The 17,834-nt window shown below is 71.3% G+C and carries 18 protein-coding genes; 12 read left to right on the top strand and 6 right to left on the bottom strand.

Going from position 1 to position 17,834, the window contains the following annotated elements; genetic code table 11:
* Window positions 1–188 precede the first annotated feature (188 nt).
* Together ACFYP5_RS04720 and ACFYP5_RS04715 are read left to right on the top strand one after the other, a co-directional pair.
* Window positions 189–563, top strand: a complete 375-nt coding sequence (locus ACFYP5_RS04720) for an STAS domain-containing protein (protein WP_389030445.1) — start codon at window positions 189–191, stop codon at window positions 561–563.
* Between the two features lie 93 nt (window positions 564–656).
* Entirely contained in the window at window positions 657–1,178 is a 522-nt protein-coding gene (locus ACFYP5_RS04715) for an EF-hand domain-containing protein (protein WP_327126241.1), read from the top strand.
* A gap of 139 nt (window positions 1,179–1,317) precedes the next feature.
* Here the strand turns inward: ACFYP5_RS04715 and ACFYP5_RS04710 are convergent, their stop codons facing one another.
* Window positions 1,318–2,862: a class I adenylate-forming enzyme family protein gene (locus tag ACFYP5_RS04710; protein WP_389030442.1), complete on the bottom strand. Its 1,545-nt coding sequence runs from the start codon at window positions 2,860–2,862 to the stop codon at window positions 1,318–1,320.
* Between the two features lie 189 nt (window positions 2,863–3,051).
* On the opposite strand from ACFYP5_RS04710, the gene ACFYP5_RS04705 reads away from it, so the two are divergent.
* The 4 genes from ACFYP5_RS04705 (at window position 3,052) to ACFYP5_RS04690 (ending at window position 7,403) form a co-directional block, all read left to right on the top strand.
* Window positions 3,052–4,257, top strand: coding sequence for an amidohydrolase family protein (locus tag ACFYP5_RS04705; protein WP_389030440.1), 1,206 nt, complete (start codon window positions 3,052–3,054; stop codon window positions 4,255–4,257).
* Entirely contained in the window at window positions 4,254–5,420 is a 1,167-nt protein-coding gene (locus tag ACFYP5_RS04700) for an acyl-CoA dehydrogenase (protein WP_389030437.1), read from the top strand. Before ACFYP5_RS04705 ends, ACFYP5_RS04700 begins: the two co-directional genes overlap by 4 nt.
* Window positions 5,421–5,427: 7 nt before the next feature.
* Window positions 5,428–6,381: an acyl-CoA dehydrogenase family protein gene (locus ACFYP5_RS04695; protein ID WP_389030434.1), complete on the top strand. Its 954-nt coding sequence runs from the start codon at window positions 5,428–5,430 to the stop codon at window positions 6,379–6,381.
* 527 nt (window positions 6,382–6,908) lie between these two features.
* On the top strand, window positions 6,909–7,403 hold the full coding sequence (locus tag ACFYP5_RS04690) for an ATP-binding protein (protein WP_389030431.1): 495 nt from the start codon (window positions 6,909–6,911) through the stop codon (window positions 7,401–7,403).
* A gap of 3 nt (window positions 7,404–7,406) precedes the next feature.
* Here ACFYP5_RS04690 and ACFYP5_RS04685 read toward each other — a convergent pair whose 3' ends face one another.
* Window positions 7,407–8,333, bottom strand: a complete 927-nt coding sequence (locus tag ACFYP5_RS04685) for a cyclase family protein (protein WP_389030428.1) — start codon at window positions 8,331–8,333, stop codon at window positions 7,407–7,409.
* Between the two features lie 99 nt (window positions 8,334–8,432).
* Between ACFYP5_RS04685 and ACFYP5_RS04680 the strand changes: the two genes are divergently transcribed.
* The 3 genes from ACFYP5_RS04680 to ACFYP5_RS04670 all read left to right on the top strand — a co-directional run bounded on the left by ACFYP5_RS04680 (window position 8,433) and on the right by ACFYP5_RS04670 (window position 11,627).
* On the top strand, window positions 8,433–9,347 hold the full coding sequence (locus ACFYP5_RS04680) for an SDR family oxidoreductase (protein ID WP_389030425.1): 915 nt from the start codon (window positions 8,433–8,435) through the stop codon (window positions 9,345–9,347).
* Between the two features lie 82 nt (window positions 9,348–9,429).
* Window positions 9,430–10,581 carry an acyl-CoA dehydrogenase family protein gene (locus ACFYP5_RS04675; protein WP_389030422.1) on the top strand — a complete coding sequence of 384 codons (1,152 nt, stop codon included), beginning with the start codon at window positions 9,430–9,432 and terminating at the stop codon, window positions 10,579–10,581.
* On the top strand, window positions 10,578–11,627 hold the full coding sequence (locus tag ACFYP5_RS04670; protein ID WP_389030418.1) for a Zn-dependent alcohol dehydrogenase: 1,050 nt from the start codon (window positions 10,578–10,580) through the stop codon (window positions 11,625–11,627). The genes ACFYP5_RS04675 and ACFYP5_RS04670 overlap by 4 nt, the downstream gene beginning before the upstream one ends.
* Window positions 11,628–11,652: 25 nt before the next feature.
* Here the strand turns inward: ACFYP5_RS04670 and ACFYP5_RS04665 are convergent, their stop codons facing one another.
* Window positions 11,653–12,642, bottom strand: coding sequence for a GlxA family transcriptional regulator (locus ACFYP5_RS04665; protein ID WP_389030415.1), 990 nt, complete (start codon window positions 12,640–12,642; stop codon window positions 11,653–11,655).
* Window positions 12,643–12,699: 57 nt separating this feature from the next.
* On the opposite strand from ACFYP5_RS04665, the gene ACFYP5_RS04660 reads away from it, so the two are divergent.
* Window positions 12,700–14,025, top strand: a complete 1,326-nt coding sequence (locus ACFYP5_RS04660) for an MFS transporter (RefSeq protein WP_389030412.1) — start codon at window positions 12,700–12,702, stop codon at window positions 14,023–14,025.
* Window positions 14,022–14,393 carry a DUF2809 domain-containing protein gene (locus tag ACFYP5_RS04655; RefSeq protein WP_389030409.1) on the top strand — a complete coding sequence of 124 codons (372 nt, stop codon included), beginning with the start codon at window positions 14,022–14,024 and terminating at the stop codon, window positions 14,391–14,393. The genes ACFYP5_RS04660 and ACFYP5_RS04655 overlap by 4 nt, the downstream gene beginning before the upstream one ends.
* A 19-nt stretch (window positions 14,394–14,412) precedes the next feature.
* On the opposite strand, the gene ACFYP5_RS04650 is transcribed toward ACFYP5_RS04655, so the two are convergent.
* Entirely contained in the window at window positions 14,413–14,745 is a 333-nt protein-coding gene (locus ACFYP5_RS04650) for a hypothetical protein (RefSeq protein ID WP_389030406.1), read from the bottom strand.
* Between the two features lie 161 nt (window positions 14,746–14,906).
* On the opposite strand from ACFYP5_RS04650, the gene ACFYP5_RS04645 reads away from it, so the two are divergent.
* The gene (locus ACFYP5_RS04645; protein WP_389030403.1) at window positions 14,907–16,238 is read left to right on the top strand and encodes an MFS transporter; all 1,332 of its coding nucleotides are present in this window, start codon (window positions 14,907–14,909) and stop codon (window positions 16,236–16,238) included.
* Window positions 16,239–16,304: 66 nt separating this feature from the next.
* Here ACFYP5_RS04645 and ACFYP5_RS04640 read toward each other — a convergent pair whose 3' ends face one another.
* Window positions 16,305–16,910 (bottom strand): flavin reductase family protein, encoded by a 606-nt coding sequence (locus ACFYP5_RS04640; protein WP_389030772.1) that lies wholly within the window; start codon window positions 16,908–16,910, stop codon window positions 16,305–16,307.
* A gap of 72 nt (window positions 16,911–16,982) precedes the next feature.
* A complete protein-coding gene (locus ACFYP5_RS04635) occupies window positions 16,983–17,813 on the bottom strand; it encodes an enoyl-CoA hydratase/isomerase family protein (RefSeq protein ID WP_389030400.1) in 831 nt (276 codons plus the stop codon).
* Window positions 17,814–17,834 lie beyond the last annotated feature (21 nt).

Genomic DNA, 17,834 nt, shown 5'->3' with positions numbered 1-17,834 from the left:
AACGCCCTGGATGGTAGGGAATGCGGCGTCGAGGGTGCTGGAATCGGACCTGAAGTGATCATTTCTGCCTGAAACCAGCTGTGTCTTCCTCGGTGGGTCGGTGTTTCATGGGCGCGCGGCGGGGCAGCCGCGAGGAGGAACGGATACTTCCGGATCGTTGGGATCCCCGGAACGAGAGGCCGAGTTGCGTGACTCTGCAAGTGGCCGAAACCGAGCAGGGCCCATGGACCGTACTGCGCATATACGGCGAACTGGATCTGGTGACGTCGCCGGTCGTCCGCCAGAGCGTCCACGACGCGGTCGCTGTCGGACGGCACGATGTGGTGCTCGACCTCTCCGAGGTGCTGTTCTGCGATTCCAGCGGCGTCGGCGTGCTGGTCGCCGCGCGCCGCCTGATGCGCTCCTGCGGCGGCAGGCTGCGACTGATCCTGCCTGCCCGGGGTGCCGAGGAGGGCTCCCACGTCAACCGGGTGCTGGCCGCCCTCGGCGTGCGCCGGCTGTTCGAGGTCTACCCCGACCGGGACGCGGCCGTCGACGAAGAGGCCCAGCCGCTCTCGGCCTGAAACGTGTCCGCCACCCGGCGTTAAGACCAGGTTGTAACACCGGTGGCGCGCGTAAGTGACACGTGACGCCGTCCGGCGTCGTACGCTCCCCGCATGGACAGCGCAGAGTACGAGCGCAAGATCGCTTTCCGGTTCGCCGCTTTCGACCAGGACGGCAACGGATACATCGATCGCGCCGATTTCAATGCCGCCGCGGCCCGTCTGCTCGCCGAATTCGGTACGACGGCCCGCTCCGACAAGGGCCAGGCGCTCTACACCGGGGCCGAGGCCTTCTGGCAGGGCATGGCGGGCATCGCAGACGTCGACGGGGACCAGCGCGTCACCCGTGAGGAGTTCGTGGGCGGGGCCGTGAAACGGCTGCGCGACAACCCCGAGCGCTTCGCGGAGATCGCTCGTCCGTTCCTCCGCGCGGCGATCGCCGTGGCGGACAACGACGACAACGGGGCGGCCTCGGTGCCGGCGGTGGAGCGTGCGCTGAAGGTGCTCGGTGCGAGCGCCGAATCGGCGAGCCTGGCGGCACGGAGTCTGGATGCGGACCATGATGGCCGGATCGCCGAGGAGGACGCGGTGGCCGCGTTCGCCGTCTACTTCACGGTGATCGAGCCGGACGCGTAGGGCTCTTCCTTCGGAGCGGTCCGCAGCGCGTCACCGACCGGGCCGGGTGCGTGGCCTCCTCGCCGGGGCCCCACCCGGCCCCATCCCGGCGTGCCGGGGTGGGTTCCCGCGCCCCACGGGCGTGCTCCGTGTGCGCGCATCAGGAGAACTGCTCGCGCAGCTTGTACTTGAGCACCTTGCGCAGCGTCTCGTTGCGCGGCAGTGCGTCCACCACCTCCAGCTGCTCCGGCAGCTTGTGCACCGAGAGCCCCTCCGTCCGCAGGTACCCGGCGAGCTCCGCCAGTGTCAGCGTCCCGGCTCCGGCCGGCTGCTCGACGACCGCGCAGACGCGTTCCCCGCGCTCCATGTCCGGCAGGCCGATCACAGCCGCGTCGGCCACGCCGGGGTGGCGGTGGAGGAGGTCCTCGATCTCCTTGGCGGAGATGTTCTCGCCCTTGCGGATGATGATGTCCTTGAGCCGGCCGGTGAGGACCAGATGGCCGCTCTTCAGGAGATGGCCGACATCACCGGTGATGAGGAAGCCGTCCCCGTCGAAGGCGTCCCGTGTCGCGGCCGCGTCCAGATAGCCCTGGCAGACGGCCTCCCCGCGCAGCCGTACCTCGCCGTCCCTGCCGTACGGCAGCGGCTTGCCGTCCTCGTCGGTGATCCGTATCTCCATGCCCTCGGGCGGCCGGCCCTCCGTCTCGGCGAGGTGCTCCACCATGTCGTCCGGGGCGCCCATGGTGATCATGGGTACCTCGGTCATGCCGTAGCCGTGGGTGAGCTGGACGTCCATCTCCCGTACGACCGCGTGGTAGATCTCCGGAGGCTTCGGTGCCCCGCCGCCCGCCAGCAGCCGCAGGGTGGGGACCACCCTGGCCGTGGTGTCCTTGCGCTGTTCGGTCAGGAACATCGAGTAGAACGCGGTCGAGCCGCCCGCAACCGTCACTCCGTGGCGCCGGTAGGCGTCCAGCGCGCCGGGCATGGCGAACTGCTCGAAAAGGACCGCCGGGAAGCCGTAGAGCAGCAGCATCACGGTGTAGTCCGGCCCGGCGATATGGGCGAACGGGAACGCCATCGAACCGATGTCGTCGGCCGACAGGTGAAGCGCGTGGGCCAGGCACGATCCGCCCGCGATCAGGCTGCGGTCGGTGTGCAGGACGCCCTTCGGGTCGGAGGTCGTCCCCGACGTCCAGTAGATCCAGCGCACCGCCGTGCCGTCGGTGGGCGGTGCGGGCAGTACCGCCGGGTCGCCGTCCGGCAGCTGGTCGTACGCCTCGAACACCAGCGGTGGACGGTCCAGCTCCGCGGCCAGCCGGTGCGCCATCGCCGTGTGGTCGAAGCCGCGCCAGGTGCCGGGTACGGCGAAGAAGCCGGCCTTCGACTCGCGTAGCGCGAACCCCACCTCGCGGTCCCGGTAGAACGGGATGACGGGTGTCTGGACGGCCCCGATCCGGGTGAGGGCGAAGGAGAGCAGCGCCGTTTCGAGGCGGGTCGGCAGCTGCCACGCGACCACACTGCCGGGGCGCACTCCCAGCCCGTACAGCCCGGCCGCGACCCGTTCGCAGCGCTCGCGCAGCTCGCCGAAGGTGAGGGAGCGGTCGTCCTGGAGGAGGACGGGGCGGTCCGGCGTCAGCGCGGCGCGGCGCTCGATGAGCTCCCAGAAGGTGGCCGATGCGCCCAGGGCGTGTGCGGTCTCGTTCACTGCGTTCCCCGTTCCCTCGTAACTGACGGGTAGTCAGATCGTGCGGAGAGCGTAGAGCGCCGCGCCTTGTCGGTCCAGGGGTGCGGGGCTAGCCTGGGAGCCGAACTGAATCTGACGGGTCATCAGATATGTATCGGATGCGTACCGGACACGTGTCCGGTACGAGCCGTGTGCGCCGAAGGGGACACCATGACGGAACTGCCTCGGATCGTCAGCGTCGACGACCATGTGATCGAGCCGCCGCACCTCTTCTCGACCTGGCTGCCCGCCAAGTACCGCGACCGCGGTCCGCAGCCGCTGACCGCGGGCATCGGCGAGCTGGCGTACACGGGCGGCAAATACGTGATCACCATGGATCCGGATGGCCCGCCGACCGACTGGTGGATCTACGAGGACCTGAAGTTCCCGTACAAGCGGAACATCGCCGCAGTCGGCTTCGACCGCGACGACATGACGCTGGAGGGCATCACCCGCGCCGAGATGCGCCGAGGCTGCTGGGACCCGGTCGAACGGCTCAAGGACATGGATCTCAACCACGTCGAGGCGTCGCTCTGCTTTCCCACCTTCCCGCGCTTCTGCGGCCAGACCTTCGCCGAGGCGCAGGACAAAGAAGTGGCGGTCGCGTGTGTCCGCGCCTACAACGACTGGATGGTGGAGGAGTGGTGCGGCGACAGCGGCGGCCGGCTGATCCCGCTCTGCATCATCCCGCTCTGGGACATCGACCTGGCGGTCGCGGAGATCAAGCGGAACGCCGCGCGCGGGGTGCGGGCGGTGACCTTCTCCGAGATCCCGACCCATCTCGGGCTGCCGTCGATCCACACCGGCCACTGGGACCCGTTCTTCGCGGTCTGTCAGGAGACCGGCACGGTCGTCAACATGCACATCGGGTCCAGCTCGCAGATGCCGGCCGCCTCGCCGGACGCCCCGCCCGCAGTACAGGCCTCGCTCTCCTTCAACAACGCGATGGCCTCGATGATGGACTTCCTGTTCAGCGGGGTGCTGGTGAAGTACCCGCGGCTGAAGCTCGCCTACAGCGAGGGCCAGATGGGGTGGATCCCGTACGCCCTGGAACGCGCCGACGACGTGTGGGAGGAGCACCGGGCGTGGGGCGGGGTGCGTGATCTGATCCCCGAACCGCCGTCGACGTACTACTACCGGCAGATGTTCTGCTGTTTCTTCCGCGACAAGCACGGTGTCGCGTCGCTCGATGTGGTCGGGCGGGACAACGCGACGTTCGAGACCGACTACCCGCACGTCGACTCGACCTTCCCGCACACGAAGGAGGTCGCCCTCGATCACGTCAAGGGACTGGACGACGAGACCGTCTACAAACTGATGCGCGGAAACGCGATCCGGATGCTGGGCCTGGACCTCGACCGGGACCGCGGCAAGTGACGGATCTGTCGTACACGCCCCAGGAGGAGGAGTTCCGGACGCGGCTGCGGGAGTGGCTCGGCGAAGTGCTCCCCGGCCTGCCCGCGAAGCCCCGTCCCGACGACTGGCCGGGGCGGCGGGCGTACGACACCGCCTGGCAGCGGATGCTGTACGACGCCGGCTACGCGGGGCTGCACTGGCCCGTCGACGCGGGCGGGCGGGGCGCCACCCCCACCCAGCACCTGATCTTCCTGGAGGAGACGGAGAGGGCCGGGGCGCCGTACGTCGGCGCGAACTTCGTCGGGCTGCTGCACGCCGGGCCGACGATCGCCACCGAGGGCACGGCCGAGCAGCGGGCCCGCTGGCTGCCGCCGGTCCTGCGCGGCGACGAGATCTGGTGCCAGGGGTTCAGCGAACCGGAAGCGGGCTCCGACCTGGCCTCGCTGCGGACCAGGGCGGTCCGCGACGGCGACCACTACGTGGTCAGCGGCCAGAAGATCTGGACCTCGCACGCGGAGGTCGCCGACTGGTGCGAGCTCCTCGTACGCACGGATCCGGCCGCGCCGAAGCACCGCGGGATCAGCTGGCTCGCGATGCGGATGGACGCCCCCGGCGTCACCGTCCGCCCGCTGCGCACGCTCGCCGGGTCCACCGAATTCGCCGAGATGTTCCTCGACGAGGTGCGGGTACCGGTCTCCCACCGGGTCGGCGCGGAGAACGACGGCTGGCGGGTCACCATGGTCACCCTCTCCTTCGAGCGCGGTACGGCGTTCGTCGGCGAGGTCGTCGCCTGCCGTCGCACCCTGGCCGCCCTGGCCGCCGAGGCCCGGGCGAACGGCCGCTGGGACGACCCCGTGCTGCGCAGGACGCTCGGCAGGCTGAACGCCGAATTCCGGGCGCTGTGGCGGCTCACCCAATGGAACGTCAGCGAGGCGCAGCGGGCCGGGGGCAGCGGTGGCGTGCCCGGCGCCGGCGGCTCGGTCTTCAAGCTGCGCTACTCGCAGGCCCGCCAGGAGCTGTACGACGCGGCGGCCGAGGTGCTCGGCGCGGACGGCGCCGATCTGGACCGGGAGTGGGTCCTGGACCGGCTGGCCTCGCTTTCGTACACCATCGCCGCGGGCACCTCGCAGATCCAGCGGAACATCGTCGCCGAGCGGATCCTCGGCCTGCCGAAGGGGCGCTGAGCGGACTGTGGACTTCCAGCTTTCGGACGACCAGCGGGCCCTGCGGGCCGGGATACGGGAGCTGCTCGCCGGCCGCTTCGGCAGGGACCGGATGCGGGCGGCGCTCGACGCGGGCACGGACGTCGACCGGGTGGTGTGGGGAGAGCTGGGCGCGGCCGGGTTCTTCGCGTTGCGGCTGCCGGAGGCGGAGGGCGGGGTGGGGCTCGGGCTGCCCGAAGCCGTCCTGCTGTTCGAGGAGGCGGGACGGGTGCTGCTGCCCGGACCGCTGGCGGCCTCGCATCTCGCCGCCGGTGCGGTGAAGGGGGCGGCGGAGGGCGGGGCGGTGGTCGCGGTGCTCGACGAGGGTCGCCCGGTCGCCCACCTGGGGGCGGCGGACGCATTGATCGCCCTGGTGGGAGGGGAGGTGCGGGTGCTGGAGGGGGCTGCGCTGCGCGAGCTCGTACGGGGCGCCGCCCGCCCCGTACGGTCACTCGATCCGCTCACGCCGCTGCACCGTGTGACGGCTCCGGCCGTGCTCGGGGACCCCGTGCCCGGGGCCGAGGCGGCGCGGTTCCGGCGGGAAGGCGTGCTGCTGGCCGCCGCCGAGCAGCTCGGCAGCGCCGCCCGCACCACCGAGATGGCTGTTCAACACGCCCGTGGGCGCGAGCAGTTCGGCTCGCCGATCGGCGCCTTCCAGGCGGTCAAACACCTGTGCGCCCAGATGCTGGTGCGCACCGAGGTGGCCCGTACCGTGGTGTACGCGGCGGCCGCGACCGCGGACCCGGTCGAGATCGCCGGCGCGAAGCTGCTCGCCGACGAGGCGGCCGTCCGCAATGCACGGGACTGTCTCCAGGTGCACGGCGGGATGGGCTTCACCTGGGAGGCGGACGTGCATCTGCACCTCAAGCGGGCGTGGCTGCGGGCCGGGCAGTGGCTGACGGCGGCCGAGGCCGAGGAGGCGCTTGCGGCTGATCTGTGCTGAGCGCGGGGCGGACCGAGGGCTGATCGGGGACGGGTGCGGCTGCGGCCGGACGATGAGTGCCGAGTGCATGCACGTCACGCGAAAGACCCCACGGCTTCACGCTGCGGAGTCACGCAGCGCAGTCGGTAAGTGCCGATACCGGCTTGTGTCCTTTGCGTGATTCGTCACGGGCCGCAGTTGCCGTCGGCTCGGGTACGCTCCGTTGGATGCGAGTGGTTGTGGAACCGGACGATCCGTGTGTGGCCCGTGGGGCGACTCCGGCGCGGACGAGGCGCCCTGCTCGCGTTCCCGTCGGAAGCGCCGGGCCTGCCCGTGGGGCGATTCCCGCGCCCTCCGTGTGCTTCTGTTCGACCCCCCGCAGCGTGCGTCGCACAGTATGCACCACGCGTACTCCTTCGCGCTGGAATATGCCCGAAGCGCTTGTTGCGGTGACTGTACGTCAACCATGCTGTCTCGTAAGGGAATCACGTTCCGTGACCCTGAGGAGGCGCGAGGCGATGTGTCCGCCGGTTCGGATGGTGTGAGCGGTGCAGGTGCTTCAGGTTCAGTTGGAGGTCGGGCCGGATCCCGCAGAGGTCGGGCGGGCCCGCAGGTGGGCGCGGTCGAGACTGGTCGGGTCCGGGATAAGGGACGACGAGCCGCTGGCCGAGACGCTCATCCTGCTGATCTCGGAGCTGGTCACCAACGCGGTCGTCCATACCGGTTGTCCGGCCGTGCTGCGCATGCTGTTCGGCGCGGCCGAGACGGCGGGGACGGCCGGGACCGTACGGGTCGAGGTGGCCGACACCAGCTGCCGCCCGCCGCAGCAGCGGCACGCGGCGGGCGAGGACACCGGCGGCCGGGGCCTGGAGCTGGTCGACGGCCTCGCCGACCGCTGGGGCTGGCAGCCGGAAGGCGCCGGCAAGCAGATCTGGTGCGAGGTGGACCGCGGGGCGCCCGTGGTGCAGGTCCAGATGCAGGTCGGGGTGCCCGGGGCCGGTGTGCATGAGCCGTCGCCCGCCGTCGTCACCCACCCCGCCTAGGAGTCAGAGGACGGCCACCGGGGCGACCGGGGTGCCCGTGGCGCCGACGAACGGTTCCGGCATCGCGGAGAGCAGGAAGCCGTAGCGCCTCGCCTGCGCACAGGCCGTGGACAGCTCTTCCAGGTTCCAGTTCTGGCCCTGCAGCATGCCCATCTCGACCAGGTCCAGCGCATGCACACCCAGCCACAGGTCCTCCATCTCCGCCGGGAAGATCTCGAAGGTCAGTGTGTCATTGGCGACCGCGGCGACATCGCGCGCGTGGAACCACTCGGGCGTCCGGATCGACAGGCCGGGAGACGGATAGGCGTACGCATGCTTGTCGCCCGCCAGATAGACCTGGATCTGCCCGGTCCGTACGAGGACGATGTCACCGGACCGGACCCGGATCCCGCCGAACTCCTCGGCCGCGGCCAGGTCCTCCGGTGTGACGGCGTGGTCGCCGGGCAGCCGGTCCACGCCGCGGGCGCGCGCCACGTCCAGCAGTACACCGCGTGAGACGAGGTGCGGGGGTGCGGCGATGGAGCTGAACTGTGCGCCGCCGTGCGCGGTGACGGTGGCGGCGGGGCGGCCGTTGTAGATCTTCCCGGAGTGCGAGGCGTGCGTGAGCGCATCCCAGTGGGTGGCCGCCTGCAGGCCGAGCGTCACGACGTCGTCGCTGGTGGCGACCGTGCCGGGGCCGAATATCTCCTGATTGATCTGGACCATGGTGTGCAGCGGGTTGACCCGCCCCGGAATCAGCCCGCTCTGCACACCGTCCTGCTGGAGGGCGAGCGCGAGAGGGATCCGCTGCCCGGTGCGGACGGTCGCCGCCGCGTCCCGTACCACCGCGTCGGTGATCAGGTTGAGCGTCCCGATCTCGTCGTCCGCGCCCCAGCGGCCCCAGTTGTTCACGCGCTTGGCGATCTCGTGGAACTCGGCCGGCAGTGGCATGGGGCCTCCTGGAATCGATGGGTCGCCGGTCTTGTGCTGACGGAGCCGACTACCCGTAAAATCTAACGGTCCGTCAGAAACCGCGGGAAGGGGCCGGGCATGGGGAACTTCTTGGCAGGCAAGGTGGTGGCCGTGACCGGTGCCGGCCGTGGCATCGGGCGAGCGGTCGCGCTGGCCGCGGCGGCACAGGGAGCCCGGGTCGTCGTCAACGACTACGGCGTCTCCGTCGAGGGCGGCGAACCGAGCAGCGAGATAGCCGAGTCCGTCGTGAAGGAGATCGAGGCGGCGGGCGGCGAGGCCGTAGCGGTCGCCGACGACATCTCCACGATGGCGGGCGGACAGCGGATCGTGGACACGGCGCTGGCGCAGTTCGGGCGGATCGACGGAGTCGTGTGCGTGGCCGGGATCCTGCGCGAACGGATGTTGTTCAACATGTCCGAGGAGGAGTGGGACCCCGTCGTCGCCACCCACCTGAAGGGCACCTTCACCGTCTTCCGGGCGGCCTCGTCGGTCATGCGGAAGCAGGAGGGCGGCGGCACGCTGGTCGGCTTCACCAGCGGCAACCATCAGGGCAGCGTCGCCCAGGCCAACTACAGCGCGGCGAAAGGCGGGATCATCTCGCTCGTCCGGAGCGCGGCGCTCGGCCTGCACAAGTACGGCGTCACGGCGAACGCGGTCGCCCCGGTGGCCCGGACCCGGATGTCCGCGAACGTCCCGATGGAACTGAAGGAGATCGGCGAGCCGGAGGACGTGGCGGCACTCGTCGTCTACCTGCTGAGCGACCGGGCCCGCGAGGAGAAGATCACCGGTCAGGTCTACACGGTCGCCGGCCCGAAGATCGCGGTCTGGGCGCAGCCGAGGGAACTGCGGGCGGGGTACGCGGAGGGGGCCTGGACGCCGGAGCGGATCGCCGACTTCCTGCCGGGGACGGTGGGAGTGGACCCGATGCCGATGCTGGCCCAGCTGGAGGCGATGGCGGCCGCGGCGGCGGCGAAGGCGAGGCCCAACGCGTGACCTCCCGCCGGGGCCCCGCCCCGGACCCCGCTCCTCGACCGACGGAGGGGCTGGATTTCCCGCCCGACCCCAAGGAGTGGACGTGGACTTCGCGTTCGACGCGGCGGACGCCGCCTTCCGCCAGGAGGCCCGGTCCTGGCTGGAGGGCCACCTCGCACAGCCCTGCGCCGCCGAGGGCGGCCGCGCCTGGGAGCGGGAACTGGGCCGCGCCGGCTGGATCGGCCTCGGCTGGGACGCCGGGACCGCCTGCTACGGAAACCGGCACGCCACCCTCACCCAGCAGGTCGCCTGGGCGGAGGAGTACGCGCGCACCACCGCCCCCGCCCGGGTCGGCCACATCGGCGAGAACCTCCTCGCCCCCACCCTCATCGCGTACGGAACCGACGCGCAGAAGCAGCGGTTCCTCCCCGCCGTCGCCCGGGGCGAAGAACTCTGGTGCCAGGGTTACAGCGAACCAGGCGCCGGCTCCGACCTCGCCGGGGTGCGGACCGCCGCCGTGCCGGACGGCGCCGGCCGGTACAGGGTCACCGGCCAGAAGATCTGGACCTCGCTCGCTCAGGACGCCGACTGGTGCTTCGTCCTCGCCCGCACCACCCCCGGCTCGCAGCGCCACCACGGACTGTCGTTCCTGCTGGTGCCGATGGACCAGCCGGGCCGTGTCGAGGTGCGCCCGATCCGACAGATGTCCGGGACGAGCGAGTTCAGCGAGGTCTTCTTCGACGGCGCGCTCGCCGAGGAGGTGGTCGGCGGCGAGGGCGACGGCTGGACCGTGGCCATGGGGCTGCTCGCCCTGGAGCGCGGCGTCTCGACCCTGGTCCAGCAGATCGGTTTCGCCGCCGAGCTGGACCGTGTGGTCAGGGCCGCCGTCGCCGACGGGGCGGTCGCCGACGCCGTACTGCGCGAACGGCTCGTCCGGCAGTGGGCCGAACTGAAGACCATGCGCTGGAACGCCCTGCGCACCCTGGGAGGCTCCGGCGACATGGGCGCCCCGAGCGTCGCCAAGCTGCTCTGGGGCGGCTGGCACAAACGGCTCGGCGAGCTCGCCGTGGAGATCAGGGGCGCCGCCGGAGCCGTCGGCCCGGACGACTGGTCGCCCACCGCACCGTACGAACTCGACGAGGCACAGCACCTGTTCCTGTTCACCCGGTCCGACACCATCTACGGCGGCTCGGACGAGATTCAGCGGAACATCATCGCCGAGCGGGTGCTCGGCCTACCGAGGGAGCCGAGATGAGAGGCGTCGTCTTCGACGGCAAGCAGACCGAGGTCGTCGACGACCTGGAGATACGTGACCCGGGGCCCGGCGAGGTGCTCGTCGCGGTGGCCGCGGCCGGCCTGTGCCACAGCGATCTGTCGGTCGTGGACGGGACCATTCCGTTCCCGCTGCCGGTGGTGCTCGGCCACGAGGGTGCGGGCGTGGTGGAGGCGATCGGCGCGGGCGTCGCGCATGTCGCGCCCGGCGACCATGTCTCGCTGTCCACGCTGGCCAGCTGCGGCGCGTGCGCCCAGTGCGACCGGGGCAGGCCGACGATGTGCCGCAAGGCGATCGGGATGCCCGGGCAGCCGTTCTCGCGGGACGGCAAGCCGCTGTACCAGTTCGCCTCCAACTCGGCGTTCGCCGAACGGACCCTCGTCAAGGCCGTGCAGGCGGTGAAGATCCCCACCGACATCCCGCTGACGTCCGCCGCCCTGATCGGGTGCGGGGTGCTGACGGGAGTCGGAGCCGTACTCAACCGGGCGAAGGTCGACCTCGGGGACACGGTCGTCGTGATCGGCACCGGCGGCATCGGGCTCAATGTGATCCAGGGCGCGCGGATCGCGGGCGCGCTGACGATCGTGGCGGTGGACGCCAACCCGGCGAAGGAGGCGGTGGCGCGGCAGTTCGGTGCGACGCACTTCCTGCCGTCGGCGGACGGCGTGCGCGAAATCCTGCCGACCGGCGCCGACCACGCCTTCGAGTGCGTGGGCCGCACGGAGCTGATCCGGCAGGCGATCGACCTCCTGGACCGGCACGGCCAGGCGATCCTGCTGGGTGTCCCGGCGGCGACGGCGGAGGCGTCGTTCCTGGTCTCGTCGATGTACCTGGACAAGTCGATCCTGGGCTGCCGGTACGGCTCGTCGCGCCCGCAGCGGGACATCACGCTCTACGCGGACCTGTACCGGGACGGCCGGCTGCTCCTCGACGAGCTGGTGACGGAGACGTACCCGGTGGAGGACTTCGCGAAGGCGGCGGACGACGCGCACCACGGGAGAGTGGCGCGCGGCGTGCTGGTGTTCTAGCTCCTCGGGCGCCGCATCCGCGCCCTCAACGACCGTCCACCCCGGCCCGGAACGTCCGCCGGTACACCGTCGGTGACACCCCCAACGCCGCCTGGACGTGCTGGCGCAGCGACGTCGCCGTCCCGAACCCCGCTTCCCGTGCCACCTGGTCGATCGACAGATCCGTGGCCTCCAGCAGCCCCCGTGCCCGCTCCACCCGCTGCTGGGTGAGCCACTGCCCGGGACTGATCCCGACCTCCTCACGGAACCGGCGCGTGAACGTCCGTACGCTCATCGAGTCCTGCTGCGCCATGTCGCGCAGCAGGATCGGCCGGTCGAGCCGCCCGAGCGCCCAGGCCCGCGCGCTCGTCGTGGTCGCGAACTGTGCCTCGGGCACGGGGCGTCGGATGTACTGCGCCTGTCCGCCGTCACGGTGCGGCGGTACGACCGTGCGGCGGGCGACGTCATTGGCGACGGCCGTGCCGTGGTCGCGGCGCACGATGTGCAGGCAGAGGTCGATCCCGGCGGCGACCCCGGCGGAGGTGAGGACGTCCCCGTCGTCGATGAACAGGACGTCGGGGTCGACCCGGACCTGCGGGAACAGCTGCTGGAAGTGGTCGGCGGACGACCAGTGCGTGGTGGCGGGGCGTCCGTCGAGACGCCCGGCGGCGGCAAGTACGTAACTGCCGGTGCAGATCGAGACGAGCCGGGTGCCGGGCCTGATGTACGCGAGCGCGGTGGCCAGCGCGTCCGTCAGCCTGCCCTCCTCGTAGACGGGGCCGAGTTCGTAGGAGGAGGGGATGACGACCGTGTCCGCGGTGGCCAGCGTCTCGGGGCCGCGCTCGACGGCGATGGTGAAGTCCGCGTCGGTGGCGACCGGTCCCGGTGGGCGGACGGAACAGGTCACGACTTCGTACAGTTTCCGGCCCTGGTCACCGGCCTCGGGACCGCGTGCCAGGCCGAAGATCCTTTGTGGGATGCCCAGTTCGAAGGGGAGCAGCCCGTCGAGGGCCAGGACGACGACTCGATGCCGCATGGGCGGACCCCTTTCACCCCTAGTGGTATAGACCTTAAACTGATACATGTCACTGACGTGAAGGAAAAGTCAGCAGAGCACGAGTGCATTCCCGGCGCGATCCGCGAGAGCGCCCCACCCCCTTCGTCCTCCCTCGACCCCACGGTTTCCCTGCCGCCCCTGGCCGCGCGGCGGGACGTGGACCGGCCGGGGAGCGAGCTCTGGAACCGCAACTTCCGGCTCTTCTTCGTCGCCCGTACCGCCGCACTCTTCGGCGACGGCATGATCCCCGTGGCGCTCACCGCGGGTCTGCTCGGAGCCGGCCGGCCGCCCTCCTCCGTGGGATTCGCGCTGGCCGCCTGGATGGGGCCACTGGCGCTCTTCGTGCTCTTCGGCGGCGTACTGGCGGATCGGTTCACCCCGCGCCGGATGATGATCATCGCCGACGCGCTGCGACTGGTCGGGGCATCCGTGCTGGCCGTCTCCTTCGCCACCGGCAACCCGCCGCTGTGGGCGGTGTACGCGCTGAGCTCGGTGGCCGGCGTCGGCGCCGCGCTCTTCCAGCCGGGCGTCGCGTCGACGGTGCCCCGGGTGGCGCTCGACGTGCAGCGCGGCAATGCGGTGCTCCGGGTCTCCGAGGCGTTGATGACCATGGCCGGCCCTGCCTTCGCGGGGCTGCTGGTCGGGCTGGCGAGCGCCGGGGCGGTGTACGCGGCGAACGCGTCGACGTTCGCCGTATCCGGCGTCTGTCTCTTCCTGCTGCGCCTCGCCCCGATGCCGGCCGACGAGGCGCGACGCGGCACTTTCGTCGCCGAACTGGTCGATGGCTGGCGGGAGTTCAGGGCGCGCAGCTGGCTGTGGGGAGTGATCGCGGTCTGGACGGTGTACGGCTTCACCGTGATGGGCCCGATGCTCCCGTTGACCGCGGTCGAGGTCACCGAGGCACACGGCTCGGGCACGTACGGCGTGATGATGGCGGTGAACGGCGCGGGCAGCGTGGTCGGCGGCCTGCTGGCCCTGCGGCTGAGACCGCGACGCCCGCTCGCGGCGGGTGCGACGGCCCTGATCGGGGTGTGCGTGAACCTGGTGGTGCTGGGTCTCGAGATGCCGGTGTTCGCTCTGGGGGTCGGGCAGTTCGTGGCGGGTGCGGTGTTCGCGTTCTGGCTGGTGATGTGGTCGACGACGGTGCAGACGCACGTCCCGCCGGAGGCCCTGAACCGGCTGCACGCCTACGACGTGGCGGGCTCCCTGCTGATGCTGGCGGCGGGCCGCGCGCTGGCGGGACCGGTCGCGGACGCGGTGGGCGCTCCGGAAGTGCTGCTGGCCGGAGCGGTGATCAACGCGCTGGTGGTGGGGGTGCTGCTGGCGGCCCGCCCGATCCGCCGCCTGGAGCGGATCGGGTGAGCCGGGCAACCGCGGCGGGGGCGGTGGCGCTGACGGTCGTGGCCGGGCTCGGAATCCGGGCGGCGGCCTCCGGCGACCTGGCCAAGTACGCCGGGGACGCGCTCTACACCGTGCTGATCTACGCCCTGGTGGTGCTGGTCGCACCCCGCGCGAGGCCACTGACGGCGGCCGGGGCCGCACTGGCGTTCAGCTGGGCGGTGGAGCTGCTGCAGCTGACGGGGGTGCCGGGGGAACTTTCCCGGCACAGCACGGTTGCCCGTCTGGTGCTGGGCACGACGTTCAACGCGCCGGATCTGTTCTGGTACGCGGTGGGGGCGGGTGCGGCCTGGGTCGTGCACCGCGTGGCGGGTGCCCGGACAGCCGCATGACCGGCCGGGCCGACGGCCGTCAGCGCTTCTGGCGGTCCCGCTCCTCGGACTTCTGCATCTCGATGACCTGGAATACATGGGCGCTGGTCTGCCTGCGCACACTGCCACCGACGAGCAGCGCGGCGCCGAGGACGGAGAGCGGTCCGCAGACCGTCAGGACCGTGAGCTGCTTGGGCAGTTCCGAGACCACCGTGCACTCCATGGTGACGCGGTAGCAGTACGCGTCCGCCTGATCCACCAGCAGGAACGCCAGCCAGATCCAGAGCCCGGTGGCGATGAGCAGCAGCCCGGCGCCCCACGCCTGCATCAGTGCGGAACGGTGATGGAACTGCTGACGCGCGACCCATTGCATGAGATCCCCCGGTTCGATCGGCTCGTCCGTCTCATTCGGCCGGGTGAGTGCTCGCCCCGGCCGACGGATGATCGTACGCCTTCCTCTGTGGCCCGATCCCTGCGAACCATGTCCTCCGGGCCACTCGTGGGGACCTGCCCCGGGACCGGATGCTGAGTGACGTGACCCAGACAACCGATAGCGCCGCTGCAGGTCCCGCGCAGGACGACTCCCGCCCGGCCGACCGCACGCCGTCCCGCCTGCGCATCCACCGTGCCTGGATCGTCGCCGTCGTCACATTCGTGACGATCATCGGTGGCGCCGCGTTCAACTCGCTGCCCGGCCTCCTCATCGACCCTCTGCACACGGAGTTCGGCTGGTCGCGCGGGGAGATCGGGCTGGCAGTCTCGATCGACATGGCGCTGTACGGACTGACCGCGCCGTTCGCCGCCGCGCTGATGGACCGGTTCGGCATCCGCCGGGTCGTCGTCGTGGCTCTGTCCACGGTCGCGGCGGGGGCCCTGGCCAGTGTCTGGATGACGGCTTCCTGGCAGCTGATGATCTATTGGGGCCTGCTCGTCGGCCTCGGCACCGGCTCGATGGCCTTGGCCTTCTCGGCAACGGTCACCAACCGCTGGTTCGTCGCCAGGCGCGGCCTGGTCACCGGCATCCTCACCGCGGCCGGCGCCTCCGGCCAGCTGGTCTTCCTGCCGCTGTGCGCCTGGATCGTCGAGGAGCACGGCTGGCGCCCGGCCTCGGTGACCGTGGCGCTGGCCGCGCTCGTCGTCGTCCCGTTCGTCTGGCTCCTGATGCGCGACCACCCGGCCGATGTGGGCCTGGCCCCCTACGGCGGTGCGTACGTGGAGAAGCCGGTGCCCGCCCGGGGCGCGGCGGCCCGTACCGTACGCGTCCTGTTCGACGCCGCCCGCACCGGACCGTTCTGGCTGCTCGCGGGCACGTTCGCGATCTGCGGCGCCTCGACCAACGGCCTGATCCGTACGCACTTCGTGCCGTCGGCCCACGACCACGGCATGCCCATCACGGCTGCCGCCTCGCTGCTCGCCGTCATCGGGGTCTTCGACATCATCGGCACCGTCTTCTCCGGCTGGCTCACCGACCGCTTCGACGCCCGCCGGCTCCTCGCCGTCTACTACGCGCTGCGCGGCATCTCGCTGCTCTTCCTGCCGATGCTGATGGCGCCGACGGTGCACCCGCCGATGGTCTTCTTCATCGTGTTCTACGGCCTGGACTGGGTGGCCACGGTCCCGCCGACGCTGGCCCTGTGCCGCGAGCAGTACGGCGAGGACAGCGCGATCGTCTTCGGCTGGGTCCTCGCTTCCCACCAGGTGGGCGCGGCGCTGGTGGCGTTCCTGGGCGGTGTGGCGCGCGATGTGTTCGGCTCGTACGACATGGTCTGGTACGCGTCGGGGGCGCTGTGCGCGACGGCGGCGCTGATGGCGCTGGTGATCCGGCGGCAGGCGCAGACCCCGGAGCCGGTGGTGGTCGCTCGGTGACCGGCTCAGTCGGCGCGGTCGAGTGGCGCGACGTGGCCAAGCGTGGCGCCGGGTACCGAGGCCCACTCAACCGCTGAAGCGCCCGAACGCCCCCCGGTGGAACAGCAGCGGACCGGCCCCGTCCGCCGCCCCCAGTGCCTCCACCCGCCCGACCACGATCAGATGGTCGCCGCCCGTGTGGACGGCCTGGATACGGCAGTCGACCCAGGCCGGTACGGAGGCCAGCAGGGGCGACCCGGTCGCGGGAGCGGCCCGGTACGTCACCCCGGCGAACTTGTCGGCCCCGCTCACCGCGAACCCCCGGCACAACGCGCCCTGCTCCGCGCCCAGGATGTTGACGCAGAACGCCCCGGCGCGGGCGATGTGCGGCCAGGTCGTCGACGTGCGGGCGACCATGAAGGTGACCAGCGGCGGGTCGAGGGAGAGCGAAGCGAACGACTGGCAGGCGAACCCCGCAGGGCCGTCCGGATCGTCCGGGTCGTGGGCGGTGACGACGGTGACACCGGTCGCGAAGTGACCGAGCACGCGCCGGAACTCGGCCGGATCGACGGGCAGCCGCTCGTCGTCGGCGACGGCCCGAAGATCGGGGCGCGGCAGCGGATCGACCGGCGCGGGTCCGGCGGTTGTGGCGGCGCCGACGGACCTGAGGTACCGGACGGCGGTGGCGGCCATGCCTGCGTGTCCCATCACATCTCCCATTTAAATTGACGGAACGTCAGATAAGAAGGGCTGGGCCCCGGATCGTCACAGCCCCCGGTACTTCGGTACGCGGCGTTCCACGAAGCTCGCCACGCCCTCGCCCGCGTCCTGCGTGGTCATGTTGATCTCCTGAGCCATCGCCTCGGCGGCGAACGCCGTCGCACGGTCGGCGTCCAGGGAGGCGTTGACCAGCTGCTTGGTGAGGGCGAGGGCGCGGGTCGGGCCGTCCGCCAGGCGTTGCGACCATGCGCGGGCCGTCGCCGCCAACTCCTCTCCCGGAACCACCCGGTTGACCAGACCCAGGCGTTCCGCCTCGGCCGCGGGGAGCGCGTCGCCGAAGAACATCAGCTCCTTGGCACGCTGCGGTCCGATCAGACGGGGCAGGAGGTACGCGCCGCCGCCGTCCGGTACGAGGCCGCGGCGTACGAACACCTCGATGAACTTCGCCGAGTCGGCGGCCAGCACCAGGTCGCAGGCGAACGCCAGGTGTGCGCCGATACCGGCCGCCGTGCCGTTGACGGCCGCGATCACCGGCTTCTCACAGTCCAGGACCGCCGCGATCAGGCGCTGCGCGCCGAGCCGGATGGTGCGGGCCACATCGCCGGGAATCCGGTCGCCCGTGGACGGGGCGCCGCGCAGGTCGGCGCCCGCGCAGAAACCGCGTCCGGTGGCGGTCAGGACGACGGCCCGGACCGCCGGGTCGGCGGAGGCCCCGGCGAGGAGGGCGATGAGGCGTTCCCGCTGGTCCCAGGTGACGGCGTTCATCGCTTCGGGGCGGTTGAGAGTGATCCATGAGACGCCGTTGTCGGTGGCGTGGAGCACCGATGGGTCGAGCGGGCCGGCGGACCCGGGGGTGCCTTCGGGGGAGGACGGCATGAGGCGGCTCCTCGGCAGGTG

The organism is Streptomyces sp. NPDC005262 (assembly GCF_042872425.1).
Taxonomy (GTDB): Bacteria; Actinomycetota; Actinomycetes; order Streptomycetales; family Streptomycetaceae; genus Streptomyces.
This window is presented reverse-complemented; position numbering and strand designations above follow the sequence as displayed.

Coding starts and splice junctions, on each gene's coding strand:
- ACFYP5_RS04640 (WP_389030772.1), bottom strand. CDS start 16,910: ATGGCCGCCACCGCCGTCCGGTACCTCAGGTCCGTCGGCGCCGCCACA.
- ACFYP5_RS04685 (WP_389030428.1), bottom strand. CDS start 8,333: ATGCCACTGCCGGCCGAGTTCCACGAGATCGCCAAGCGCGTGAACAAC.
- ACFYP5_RS04680 (WP_389030425.1), top strand. CDS start 8,433: ATGGGGAACTTCTTGGCAGGCAAGGTGGTGGCCGTGACCGGTGCCGGC.
- ACFYP5_RS04715 (WP_327126241.1), top strand. CDS start 657: ATGGACAGCGCAGAGTACGAGCGCAAGATCGCTTTCCGGTTCGCCGCT.
- ACFYP5_RS04705 (WP_389030440.1), top strand. CDS start 3,052: ATGACGGAACTGCCTCGGATCGTCAGCGTCGACGACCATGTGATCGAG.
- ACFYP5_RS04670 (WP_389030418.1), top strand. CDS start 10,578: ATGAGAGGCGTCGTCTTCGACGGCAAGCAGACCGAGGTCGTCGACGAC.
- ACFYP5_RS04635 (WP_389030400.1), bottom strand. CDS start 17,813: ATGCCGTCCTCCCCCGAAGGCACCCCCGGGTCCGCCGGCCCGCTCGAC.
- ACFYP5_RS04650 (WP_389030406.1), bottom strand. CDS start 14,745: ATGCAATGGGTCGCGCGTCAGCAGTTCCATCACCGTTCCGCACTGATG.
- ACFYP5_RS04665 (WP_389030415.1), bottom strand. CDS start 12,642: ATGCGGCATCGAGTCGTCGTCCTGGCCCTCGACGGGCTGCTCCCCTTC.